The organism is Thermosipho sp. (in: thermotogales) (assembly GCF_020054775.1).
Taxonomy (GTDB): Bacteria; Thermotogota; Thermotogae; order Thermotogales; family Fervidobacteriaceae; genus Thermosipho; species Thermosipho africanus.
In genome coordinates this window covers 1-12,418 of record NZ_JAIHAP010000055.1, presented here as the reverse complement: position 1 = coordinate 12,418, position 12,418 = coordinate 1, and the positions used below count along the sequence as shown (strand labels likewise).

At 30.2% G+C, this 12,418-nt stretch carries 11 protein-coding genes and 1 pseudogene; 7 read left to right on the top strand and 5 right to left on the bottom strand.

The annotated features are described in order from the left end of the window. Positions 1 to 1,655, bottom strand: a 1,655-nt coding sequence (gene leuS / locus JG780_RS08410) for a leucine--tRNA ligase (RefSeq protein ID WP_287570096.1), incomplete at its 3' end; no start/stop codon positions are given. 97 nt (positions 1,656 to 1,752) lie between these two features. On the opposite strand from leuS, the gene JG780_RS08405 reads away from it, so the two are divergent. Together JG780_RS08405 and JG780_RS08400 are read left to right on the top strand one after the other, a co-directional pair. Beyond that, a complete protein-coding gene (locus tag JG780_RS08405; RefSeq protein WP_287570094.1) occupies positions 1,753 to 2,433 on the top strand; it encodes a 16S rRNA (uracil(1498)-N(3))-methyltransferase in 681 nt (226 codons plus the stop codon). A 12-nt stretch (positions 2,434 to 2,445) separates the two neighbouring features. Next, a complete protein-coding gene (locus JG780_RS08400) occupies positions 2,446 to 2,799 on the top strand; it encodes a hypothetical protein (RefSeq protein WP_287570092.1) in 354 nt (117 codons plus the stop codon). A 27-nt stretch (positions 2,800 to 2,826) separates the two neighbouring features. Here JG780_RS08400 and JG780_RS08395 read toward each other — a convergent pair whose 3' ends face one another. From JG780_RS08395 to JG780_RS08385, 3 genes are read right to left on the bottom strand one after another with little or no spacing between them, the layout of a single operon-like run. Beyond that, positions 2,827 to 4,317 carry a site-2 protease family protein gene (locus JG780_RS08395; RefSeq protein ID WP_287570091.1) on the bottom strand — a complete coding sequence of 497 codons (1,491 nt, stop codon included), beginning with the start codon at positions 4,315 to 4,317 and terminating at the stop codon, positions 2,827 to 2,829. Next, positions 4,310 to 5,704 carry a GGDEF domain-containing response regulator gene (locus tag JG780_RS08390; RefSeq protein ID WP_287570089.1) on the bottom strand — a complete coding sequence of 465 codons (1,395 nt, stop codon included), beginning with the start codon at positions 5,702 to 5,704 and terminating at the stop codon, positions 4,310 to 4,312. The genes JG780_RS08395 and JG780_RS08390 overlap by 8 nt, the downstream gene beginning before the upstream one ends. Positions 5,705 to 5,714: 10 nt before the next feature. Further along, the gene (locus tag JG780_RS08385; protein ID WP_287570087.1) at positions 5,715 to 7,388 is read right to left on the bottom strand and encodes an HD domain-containing phosphohydrolase; all 1,674 of its coding nucleotides are present in this window, start codon (positions 7,386 to 7,388) and stop codon (positions 5,715 to 5,717) included. Positions 7,389 to 7,433: 45 nt separating this feature from the next. On the opposite strand from JG780_RS08385, the gene ispG reads away from it, so the two are divergent. Next, the gene (gene ispG / locus JG780_RS08380) at positions 7,434 to 8,468 is read left to right on the top strand and encodes a flavodoxin-dependent (E)-4-hydroxy-3-methylbut-2-enyl-diphosphate synthase (RefSeq protein ID WP_287570085.1); all 1,035 of its coding nucleotides are present in this window, start codon (positions 7,434 to 7,436) and stop codon (positions 8,466 to 8,468) included. On the opposite strand, the gene JG780_RS08375 is transcribed toward ispG, so the two are convergent. Then, positions 8,446 to 9,477, bottom strand: a complete 1,032-nt coding sequence (locus JG780_RS08375; protein WP_004100674.1) for a hypothetical protein — start codon at positions 9,475 to 9,477, stop codon at positions 8,446 to 8,448. The two genes, ispG and JG780_RS08375, sit on opposite strands and share 23 nt — an antisense overlap. A gap of 212 nt (positions 9,478 to 9,689) precedes the next feature. Here JG780_RS08375 and JG780_RS08370 point away from each other — a divergent pair, with 212 nt between their 5' ends. From JG780_RS08370 to JG780_RS08355, 4 genes and pseudogenes are all read left to right on the top strand, one after another. Continuing rightward, positions 9,690 to 10,826: a dihydroorotase gene (locus JG780_RS08370; protein ID WP_287570083.1), complete on the top strand. Its 1,137-nt coding sequence runs from the start codon at positions 9,690 to 9,692 to the stop codon at positions 10,824 to 10,826. Beyond that, positions 10,804 to 11,451 carry an iron-sulfur cluster-binding protein gene (locus JG780_RS08365; RefSeq protein ID WP_287570081.1) on the top strand — a complete coding sequence of 216 codons (648 nt, stop codon included), beginning with the start codon at positions 10,804 to 10,806 and terminating at the stop codon, positions 11,449 to 11,451. The genes JG780_RS08370 and JG780_RS08365 overlap by 23 nt, the downstream gene beginning before the upstream one ends. Then, positions 11,448 to 12,266, top strand: coding sequence for a tRNA-dihydrouridine synthase (locus JG780_RS08360; RefSeq protein ID WP_287570079.1), 819 nt, complete (start codon positions 11,448 to 11,450; stop codon positions 12,264 to 12,266). The genes JG780_RS08365 and JG780_RS08360 overlap by 4 nt, the downstream gene beginning before the upstream one ends. Beyond that, positions 12,263 to 12,418 (top strand): annotated as a pseudogene (locus JG780_RS08355) (orotidine-5'-phosphate decarboxylase); the annotation flags it as partial. The gene JG780_RS08360 and the pseudogene JG780_RS08355, both read left to right, overlap by 4 nt.

The following is a 12,418-nucleotide window of genomic DNA, read 5'->3' as shown; positions in this document are numbered from 1 at the left end:
ACTTTGGTTATAAATCTTGAATATAAAAGGTGCAAAACCGCGTGTTCCACACCACCTATGTATTGATCAACTGGAAGCCAATAGTTAACATCTTTACTTTCAAATGGTTTATCTTCAAGATTTGGATTTACATATCTTAGATAATACCATGAACTATCCACAAACGTATCCATCGTATCAGCTTCTCGTCTTGCAGGGCCACCACATTTTGGACATGATGTATTCAAAAATTGTTCATCCAATGAAAGTGGTGATTGTCCAGTTGGTAAGAATTCAACATCTTTTGGAAGTCTCACTGGAAGTTGTTCTTCCGGAACAGCTACTGCACCACATTTTTCACAATATACAACTGGAATAGGTGCACCCCAATATCTTTGCCTTGAGATAAGCCAATCTCTCAATTTATATTGAACACTTCTTTTTCCAATATTTTTTTCCTCAAGATAATTTATTATTTTTTCAATTGCTTCTTTGCTTGAAATGCCATTAAATGGTCCAGAATTTACCATTATACCTTCATCTTCGTATGCTTTTTCCATTTTTTCTATATCTATTGGACTTTCAGGATTATCAATAACTAGCCTTATAGGTATATTATATTTTTTTGCAAAATCAAAGTCTCTTTGATCGTGTGCAGGAACTGCCATAATTGCACCTGTTCCATATTCATACAATATATAATTTGCAACGTAAATAGGAATTTTTTCTCCAGTGACAGGATTTATAGCATATCTCCCCAAGAAAAATCCTTCCTTTTCGGCTTCCAAGCTTGTTCTTTTAAACCTATCTTCCAAAGAAACCTTTTTCAAAAATTCTTCTAATTCTTCCTTTCTATCTTCAGTTACAAGCGTTTCAACAAGAGGTGATTCAGGAGCAATAGCCATAAAGGTTACTCCCCAGATTGTATCAGGCCTTGTAGTGAATACTCTAATGTTCATATCAAGGCCATCAACTTTAAAATCAATTTCTGCACCTGTGCTTTTTCCTATCCAATTTTTTTGCATTGTCTTTACATTCTCAGGCCAACCTTCTAGCTTTTCTAAATCATTTAAAAGCCTTTCAGCATACTCAGTTATCTTAAAGTACCATTGCTCAAGATGTTTTAAAGTAACTTCTGTACCACACCTTTCACATTTGCCATCTACAACTTGCTCATTTGCAAGTACTGTTTGACAGCTTGGGCACCAATTAACTGCTGCTTTCTTCTTATATGCAAGCCCTTTTTCATACATTTTGACAAACAACCATTGAGTCCATTTGTAATAATCTTCTGTACATGTTGCAATTTCCCTTTTCCAATCATAACTAATTCCTATCTTTTTAATTTGGTTCCTTATTGTCTCTATATTCTTAAAAGTCCAAACCTCGGGATGAATTTTATTTTTAATAGCGGCATTTTCAGCAGGAAGACCAAATGCATCGTAACCAAATGGATGTAAAACATTATAACCTTTCATTCTTTTATACCTTGCAACTATATCTCCAATAACGTAATTCTTCACATGGCCAACATGTAATGTCCCTGAAGGGTATGGAAACATTACTAGATCATAAAATTTTGGTTTCTCAGAATATTGTGGTGTTTCAAATACTTTTTCCTCTTCCCATACTTTTTGCCACTTTTTTTCTATCTGACTTGGAATATATTCTTTCATACAAATCCCTCCTTACTTAATCTTGTTTTATTAAGATTATACTACAAATAGTAATAGTTAACAAATAATGTAGTATAATCTGATTGAGGTGATAAAAGTGCCAAATCTATTTTTTGGAATAAAAGATGATAAATATCTAATTTTCGATGAGCATGAAACTGTTCATTTTAAAACAGTTAGGAAAAAAGAAAATGATATAATTGAATGTACAGACGGAAAAGGATATTACTACAAAGTAAAAATAACACAAATTGGAAAAAAGAAATCTTTTGGAGAGATCCTCGAGTCTAAATATATAGAAAACAACGAAAAAACTTTTCTATCCCTTTTTGCACCGGCTTCAAGATGGGAACGCCTTAGATGGCTCATTGAAAAATCTGTAGAACTTGGTGTAGACAATATTTATATAACAAAAACTGCTTTTTCTAATAGAGATTACAAAGATAAAGTAGAAAAAATAAATATGGTTATTAGAGACAGTGCAAAACAATGTGTGAGGTTTCATTTTCCAAATGTAGATTTTATTAATTTTAAAGACATTAAAAACCATGTAACCAAAAACACCTATTTTCTAGACTTTAACGGTCAAAAATTACCATCCAATATTTCCAGCGATGTTTCAATAATAGTGGGCCCTGAAGGTGGGTTTTCAAAAGAAGAACGAGACTTTCTGTTTTCAAATTTTAATGCAATACGTTTGGGAAATAAAATTTTACGTTTTGAAACTGCAGCATTTGTTGCTTTGAGCTATTTTGCAATTGTACTCAACAAAATTTAAAGGGGGGATTATATGGAAAAAGGCAAAAAAATTATTTCATTTGTAAAGTATGAACATGAAATTGAACCTTCATATCGTGAAAAATTAGCCAACGCCAAAAGAAAATCAGATGTTAGGGAAGTATTTACTAACACATTGTTGGAATTATTTTCTTCTATCGATCCTGAATTTAATGAGTTTTCACAAGAGGATATAAAATTTGAAGGTGAACATTACAAATTCTCTAAAAAATTGGAAGAAAAGTTGGAAAAATTCAAAGATAGCGACTTACATGCAATTATTGAAAGAATTTTTGAAGCTGCAAAAAATAGATATTTAAAAATCGAACATGACGAGAATACTGACTACTTTAATCTAAAGAAATAAAAATGAGCGGCTTAGCCGCTCATTTTTTTAAAAGAACCTGCTAAAATCAGCAAACATAAAATAAAATGCTAAAGCCATCAATATAAAGAATCCTATAGTATGAACTATTGCTTCAACCTTTCTATTTACCTTTTTCCTAGAAATAATTTCAATCAGAGAAAACACTATCCTTCCACCATCAAGTGCAGGAAGAGGTAATAAATTAAATATTCCCAGGTTAAGGGTAAATAAAGCTACAACCGTTAAAATAGTTTCCCATCCAGCTTTGGCCGCTTCACCAACTATAACCGCAATACCTACAGGCCCTGCTACTTGTTCTACACCTTGCCCAGTTGTAAACAATTTTCCAAATGCCTTCCATATAGATATTGCAGCTGAATTACATCTTGCAACTGCAAGTGAGATTGCATCAAAAAAGTTCTTTGGTTTAATAACATAACTTTCTTGCTTGAAAAATCCAGGTGATGAAATTATATTCAAAAACTCTTTTTTGTTTAAATTCAAAGAAATTTCTTTCCCATTTCTTGATACAAGCACATTCAAATCATTACCTAAAGGTACAATTTTTTCTCTTATCTGCTGCCCCCAGATGTCTATATACACTTGATTTTCTGAAAGTTTCATGGCGGTTATAACATTAACAAGAGAAATATAATCATCAATTTCTCTATTATTAACTTTTAAAATAATATCTCCTTTTTTAAACGAATGCATATCTTTTTCAACTACTGGCTTAAACCCAGCATAATAAAAACCAATTGTTGGTCTTTCAGGCACATAAGAATATTGAACTAATACACCAGAAATTGTATTGCCGAACTCATCTTCAAGCTCTACAAAAGTACCACTTTCAAGTTTCAAATCAATTCCAACTTTATAACCATTTATTTTTACTATTTCCCCATTTATATCTCCTTTTACATCATCTAACAAAAAAATGTATTCAGGTGGAGAAATTCTCGGAGGAATTTCTTTTTTAAAAATTTCTCCATTTCTTAAAATTTCCATCTTTACAACTTTTCCCTTTGATACTGTATTTGTGACTTCGTAAGAATCGAATATTCTTTTTCCATTGAGTTTGTAAATAACATCTCCAGGTTGAAGACCATACTCTTGAGCAGGCGAATTTTCTATTACCTTACCAATTGTTACAGCAGGAACACCCCAATTTAATACTATAGGTATGAAAAGTATATATGCAGCCAAAACAGAGAATAAAGGTCCAGCAAATGCTATTAATAGTCTTTGCCATGCCGGTTTTGCATAAAGCCCATCTTCTTCACTTTCATCAAAATCCTCACCTTTTAATCTAACATATCCACCAAAGGGAATTATATTTATCTTCCAGACAGTTTCTCCAAATTTTTTCTTAAAAATAGATGGCCCAAAACCAATTGAAAATTCCAGAACCGAAACCTTAAAAATCTTTGCAAACAAAAAATGTCCAAACTCATGAACTATGACTACGAACATGAAAACCAAAATAAACGAAATAATGGATATTAAAATACTACTCACCTCCGACTACTTGATTTTTACCATTTTTCTTTGCTCTATAAAGTTTTTCATCAGCCATATTTATTAGACCAAGTACTGTTTTTGAAATGTCACAACAAACACCTGCACTAAATGTAACTTTTTCTATTCCAAGCTCTTCTTTCCAGTTATACTTGTTAACTTTATCCAAAATTCTTTCCATAACCTTTTTTGCATCAAAACAGCTTGTTGCAGGAAATATAACTAAAAATTCTTCTCCGCCATATCTTCCCAAATAATCGCTTTCACGGAGTCCTTCTTTAATTAATTTAGAAAATTGTTTCAATACTTTGTCGCCCTTTATATGACCATAAGTATCATTAACTTTCTTAAAATCATCTATATCAATCATTGCAATTGAAAGTGGTAATTTTTGCCTCCTATGCAATTTCAAAAGTTCATTCAACTTTGAAGTAATAAATTGTTTATTATAGACTTGTGTTAAACTATCAATTTCAACTTTAATTTTAAAATCCGAAAAATCGTTTAAAATTTTCGAAATCAATCCTAAAGGTTCTAATGCAACATTTAAATTTTTTTTGAAATCATTTTCTCTTTCAACATCTTCAAATAATATTACCCCTTGTTCAACACCACTATGTTCCAAAACAAAACTTTTTATGTTATTTAAATTTCTTCCATTTTTTGAAAAATTACCAACATATTTCCAATTTGATGGAGTCACTGGCCTTTTTAAATCCTCAAAAAGTTTTTCTTTAACATGTTCAAGAGAAAATTTTTCATTATCTCTTGAATAGCTGTATATACGTCCTTCTGATAAAGTTATTAAAAGAACGTGAATTGATCTTGGTTCAAAAAAATCTATACTCATATTAAAGAAACTATTCAAAAGATACTCTTCATCTTCAATGTACTGAAGCATACTAAATATTTTCGAGGTTATAATTTCATTCCTGAGTCTTTCTTCAAGAACATCTACTAATTCTCCATATGGCTCTTTTCTAACTTTATAAAATTCCATAGACCATTCAATCGTATAATCTCTTTCACAAAACTTTTTTAGTCTTTCAATAATTTTCTCTCTGTCTAAATTCTTTTGCAAAAATAAATTTGCGCCACTTTCTTTTGCCCAAAATGGATTTATAGATTCATTTTCAGCAGTTAAAATAGCTATCCCAACATTTTTAAATTGAGGATAAGATCTTATAAATCTAGTCAAGTGCACTCCATTCATATTAGGCATTATATAGTCAGTTATAACTATCTCAGGCATAAACTCAAAAAATTTGTTTATGCCTTCTAAACCATCACTTGCAACTTCCACTGTGTGTCCAAAATCTTCAATTGTTCTTTTTAAAAATTCTCTCCACAACTTACTATCATCAACAACCAATACTTTTTTATTCATAACTTCACCCCTAAATTATATTGTTCCTTAACAATTCTATCAAAATTTCAACAATATTACCATCCAATTTTCCATTCTCTACATCTTTTCTAAGTAAATTTATTATCTCTTCATTTCCATAACCTTTTATCAATAGTGTGCAGCAAACATCTACCGCACTTATTATCTTACTTTCAATAGGTATTTGTTCACATTTTAGTCCTTTAGGATAACCTTTCCCATCGCACCTTTCATGATGGTATAAAACTATCTCTGCAATATCTTTAAAACCTTCAAATTTACTCAATAATTTATAACCATGCTCTACATGCCTTTCAATTGTTTCCCTTTCTTTTCTCGTTAACCTTCCAGGCTTTTTTAGAACCGTCTTGTCTACCATTATTTTTCCAATATCGTGCAAATATGCAGCCCTGTAAACTTTTTCCACATCTAGTCCCATCTTTTCAGCTACTATCTTAGAAACATTTGCTACCATTTTTGAATGCTCTTTATTTGATAATTTTTCTTCAACTTCTACAAGCAATGTTAAAATTTCTTCAAATAATTTCTCCATTCTCTTTCCATATAATTTTAGATACAAAAAGTTCCCAAATAGTTTTCCAAATATTTGAGTTGCATATTCTGGTATAACTAGTTTTTCATTCACAAACGAATCCAAACAAATACCACCAAACTTTTCGTTATTAACATAAATTGGAATTATATACGAAGATTTTATTTTATTACTACCTAATTTTTCAAATTTATCTTTAAATACATTTTTTTCATTAAATTCCTTAAAGATTTTTCCATCAACAAATCCTTCATACTTTACTGCAACCACATAATCTTCATCTGTAAAAACTATATCTTTTAAAGCATCAGAATAACCCATTTGCGCGTAAAATCTGTACTTTCCACCGTCTTTTAAAATTATACTTCCAGCATTTACATCTGGTATTATATAAATCAACTTTTTTAGTATTTTATGAGCAATTTCCTCTAGATCTTCTTCTGGAACAATATTAGAAAGTATATCATAAACTGATACAAGTAAATTATTTAATTGTTCAACTTCTTTCCTTAATCTTTCTTCTGAATAAAACATTTCCTGTAATTCTTTTTCACTGTCCAATACAACCTTTTGAAGATAATTAAACCTTTCCTTAAGCTCATCCAATTCAGAAATTCTCAATTCTTTATTAACAGTACTAAGTTCAAGATAATTTTGAAAATGGTCCATAGAATTTTTAAGAATCTTAAGTTCATCTTCCAGTTCTTTTGCAAATCTTACATAAGAATTTTTTAGTATATAGTAGATAATTAAAAACATCAAAAAAAATACTCCAAAAATAATCACAAGTTTCAAAAAACTTGATCTTAAATCTTTGCAGATTACGAAATTATAACCTAAAACCTTTATTGGAACACTAACATAGAACAATCTATTTTCCTTGGCAGGAGAAAAAAACATGAATTCTTCTTTATTTGCTATCAACTTGTTTATATAATTTATGACCGACTCACTGCTTTCAAAACTTTTTTCTTCTACCGCTGATTTTACAAAATTTGCAAAGTTAACTAGATTGTTTTTTTCAAAATTAAATAGTAAAATTGATATGGCAACAAACATCAAGATAAATACTATTAATAAAACATAGAAACCTTTTCTAAGTAATAATATTAATTCATCTTTTAACCTCATATTATCACCCTCTTAACTATTATTTTATCACAAGGAGGCATTAAAATGACTAAAGAAATAAATATTAAAAATGTTAAAATTGGTGGAAAAAATCCGATTGTTATACAATCTATGACTAATACAAAAACAGAAGATATAAAAAGCACATTGCAACAAATTCAAAATTTATACAATGCAGGATGCGAATTAGTTAGAGTTTCCGTCCCCTCTTTTGAAGCTGCTAAAGCTTTAAAAACAATAACCAAAGATTCTCCAATCCCAATTATAGCTGATATACATTTTGACTATAAGCTTGCAATAGAAAGCATTAAAAATGGAGCCAGTAAAGTTAGAATAAACCCTGGAAATATTGGAAATGATGAAAAAGTAAAAGAAATTATAAAAGTTGCAAAAGAATATAATGTTCCAATAAGAGTAGGGGCAAATTCAGGATCCATTCCAAAAGAATTTGAGGCCCTTCCTAAAATTGATGCACTATGTGAGGCTGCATTGAAGGAAGTTAGGTTACTTGAAAAGTTTGGCTTTGAAAACATTGTAATTTCCGTAAAAAGCTCAGATGTTATTGAAACAATAAAAGCATATGAAAAAATTTCAAAAATGACAGACTATCCGCTTCATATTGGAGTTACAGAAGCAGGAACATACGAATGGGCAATTATAAAATCTTCTGCTGCTTTGGGATATCTTTTATATAAAGGCATAGGTGATACAATAAGGATTTCCATTGCAGGAGATCCTGTAAAAGAAGTTCTGGCTGCAAAAAAACTTTTAATATCTTTAAATCTTAGGAAAGGAATACAAATAATAGCATGTCCTACTTGTGCGAGAACAACAATAGATGTTGAAAAATGGGCTAGTATTATTGAAAAGAGATTTTCAAAGGTTGAAAAAAACATAAAAATAGCAGTTTTAGGGTGTGTTGTAAATGGTATTGGAGAAGGAAAAGATGCTGAAATTGGAATTGCTGGAGTTCAAAATGGATTTTTGCTATTCTATAAAGGAAAGATAGTAGGAACTTTCAAAAAAGAAGAAATTTTTCAAGTTCTAGAAGATTATATTATAAAAGTGGAAGTAGAATAAATCTTCTTTTTTGCATAGTTGATATTATTAAATACTTTTCGCCTTTAAAAAACAATAATGTTTCACTACCTATTCTATTCAAAGCGCTTCTTAAAAAATAGGCGTTTGTTGTTGTTTGGAAAATATATTTACTACTAATATCTATATGCCCTCTATACTCCATATTTTCAGAAAAAGCATAAAAATAAAGCCCTTTTTCATTACCAAATATTTTTAGCCTTGAATATCTTCCAGAAATCATAGCTCTTCTTAAAAATCGTCTTATACTTTTTAAACTAACCCTTAAAAATTCTTCAGACTTTTCAATTTCATTTTCTAATGGCACAAGATCCAAGTGATCGAGCTCTTCACCACAGACATTAAACAAATAATCGGATGACAAAACCAATTTATTAAGTCCCTCGCCAACAATTAATTCTCCACTTTTTATTTCAGATAAAGCCTTTATTAAATGCCGTGCTGAATAATAAGGAATTCTCCATGAATATTCTTTACTTTTCTTATCCCTTACAACATAATTAATGATACTGCCATTTTCTGCTACCATTCTTACTTTATTTCCAAAGTAAAAATCTACGTAACTTCCTTCTTCCAAATGACTTGATACAAAATCTAGATCATTTACAAATGTATTTATAGGAACATTAATTAATTCCTCATATCTTTCTTCAAAATTCTTGAAAGAAAAACGTTCTGTCTTTAATTTCAAATTCTCATCTTTTGCTTTTAATACAACATAATTTCCATCAGAATAAATTGAAATGTTTCCCGAGAGTTCAAATACAAAAAATTTCAATATATCTAATGGAACAGAAAAAGAAAGAGTTGTCGGATTCATTTCTGAAACCTTTGCCTTTAAAATTAGACATCCATCACTACCATAAAGATTTAAAAATCCGTTTTCATATTTAAATCCAACTATTCTATTTGTTTTTTCAACTGTTCCTACTGTTTTATCTATTAACTTTAACACTCTTTTTAACTCTTCCACGCTTAAAAATACCCTCATAAATTCACCTCAATTTAATTCTACATCATTTATTTAAAAACTCAACAACTTGATAAATCTCCACAAATATGATATAAAATTATAAGGTAAGTTTAGTGGGGGGGTTATAAAAATGAAAACTTTCGAGCAAAAATTAAAAATTAATATTTTTCACATAAATCCTTGAAAAAGGGGCTCACTATTGGGCCCCTTTTTCTTTAGCTGTGGGGGAGGTGAAATATATTTCGGTAAAAGTGTATGATCCTTACCAAAAAAAACTTTTCTACGAAGAAATTTCTCTACCAAAAAACATATACTCTGAAAATTTAGTTGTTGTTCCAACATTTTTTGATTTTCACACCCATGTAAGACTATTAGAAGATCAAGAAGATTATGAATCTTTAAAAAAAGCTTGTATAGCTGGTGGTTTTTCAGAAGTTCTAATTCAACCAAACACAAAACCAAGACTAGAAAATAGTAATGTTCATGAAAAACACAAAAAACTTTCTGAAAATCCATACGTTAAATTTTACAGAACAACATCATTTTTTGGCTTCCAAGAACCAAACAACATAGACATTTTATGTTATTCAACTGATGGCATTGAATACAATTACAATGAATTAGTAGAAAATTTTTCAAAGAAAAAACCACACCTTCTTCTTGACCACAGTCAAATGTTTGAACACCCGGGAATTTTTTACAAAAAAATAGAAAATCTGCCCAAACGGCCAGTAACAAATGAAGCTGTAGCAGTAGCTAGAACTATCTTAACAGGAATTGAATTTGGCTTTAAAGACTTTCATATCCAGCATATTTCATCGATTTACACACTGGAAATGATAAAATTTCTAAAAAAATATGCAAATATAACCTGTGAAGTAACTCCACACCACCTTTTATTAACAAATGAGCATATCAAAAATTCAAACTTTAAAATCAACCCACCCCTTGCTGACCAACAAACAAGAGAATTTTTAATTGAGGCCGTAAAAAACAATGATATAGATATCCTTGCCACTGATCATGCACCACACCCTGACAAAAAAAATGATTTTGAAAAAGATCCATATGGTACTTCAAATATTGAAATTGCATTTTCTGCCTTTTATACTGCCATTGAAGACCTTATGATCGTAATTAATAAACTTTGTGACACTCCAAGAAGACGATTAAAAATAAAGCAAAAATTCGATTCAGAAAATTTTGTAGTTGTAGATTTAAACCAAGAATTTATAGTTGACAGCAAAAAATTTTACAGTAAAGGAAAAAACTGTGCTTTTGATGGTATGAAATTAAAAGGTAAAGTTATTGGAGTAAAAATAAATGGAAAATGGGGGTTTTGGAATGGAGAATACTTACTTGACTAAGAAAGATGTAATTCAAATAAATGAAGATACATTTATAGTTACATTTAATGAAAAATTTAAATTTGATGAAGGTCAATTTATAATGATTCAAACTCCCTCACTAACAAGAAAACCTTTTATACTTGGAACATGGGAAGATAACATAGCTGTATCAGTTCAGATAAAAGGAAAAGGAACAAACTATATCGTCTTTCAAGGAGAAAAGTTTAAAGCACACTTTCCATTAGGTAATAAATTCATACCACCTGCAGGCAAGGGAATAGTTATAGCATCTCCGACATGCATTACATTAGCAAATCTTTTACATGAAAAATATTCTTGTAATGTACTTATTGGAAGCAAAAGCAAGATAAATTTCGAACTTCCTTTTGAAAGCGTAGTTGGGAATGAAGATTTTTCCAAAAAAATAAAAACATTAAAAACATACGATTGGTACCTAGTAAGTGGTTCGAAACAAATGGAAGAATTTGTCCTTTCAAACATTGAATCCAAAAATGTTTTTGTATCACTTGAAGAATATATGGGTTGTGGTATTGGCGCTTGTAAAAGCTGTGCTGTTTTTACAAAAGATGGTGTAAAGCACGTCTGTACAGACGGACCAATATTTAGGAGGGATATGCTATGAATCTAAACCCACCTCTAGTTATAGCTTCTGGACCGGGGGGAAGTGGAGAATATCTAAGCCTTATAAACCCAAAATATGTAGGTGCATATACATTAAAAACCATAACTTTAAATCCAAAGTCTGGAAACAAAACAAAAAGAATGGAAAATTCGGAAAACTATATAATTAATAGCATCGGTCTTGAAAATCCTGGAATAGAATACGTTATATCAAACATTGAAAAATTCGTACTTAAAGAAACAAAAACAATACTTAGTCTTGGAGGAGATAGTAAAGATGAATACATAAAAATAGCAGAAAAAATAGCTCCATACGCTAAAAAATTTGAGGCAATTGAATTTAACTTTTCTTGTCCAAATGTAAAAAAAGGTGGGCTTTCAATTCTTTCTGACATAAATGAATGGCAAGAAATTCTTGAAAATGTTCGAAAAATACTTCCAGATTCATTTTTAATAGCAAAATTAAGTATTGAAGGAAATTTTGTGGAAGTCTTATCAAAAAAAGTTAAAGAATTTGGATGGAACGGACTTACACTAATAAACTGTGTTAGAGGTCTTCTAATAAAAGATGGAAAAATAGTTATGGGAGGACTTTCAGGACCAATTTTAAAACCTATAGCATTACGCGCAATATATGAAGTTAGAAAAGTTCTAAAAGATATATACATAATAGCTTCAGGAGGTATATATACAAAGAAAGATGTGGACGATTTCCTTTTAGTAGGAGCAAATGCTATTTCAATAGGAAGCGCATTATTTAAAGATCCACAAGTTGTTGAAGAACTTGGAAAATATTTGAAAGGAGTGAAAAAATGATACCTGTATTGAGTTTGGATATGGAAAGCCCCTTAGAATTCATTGATAAATACGGAAGCTTTGATACTGTAAAGGTAGGACATAACTTGGCTATTTTCGGCAAAAAAATTCTAGATGAATTTGAAAAGAGAAACATCAAAGTAATATTAGAT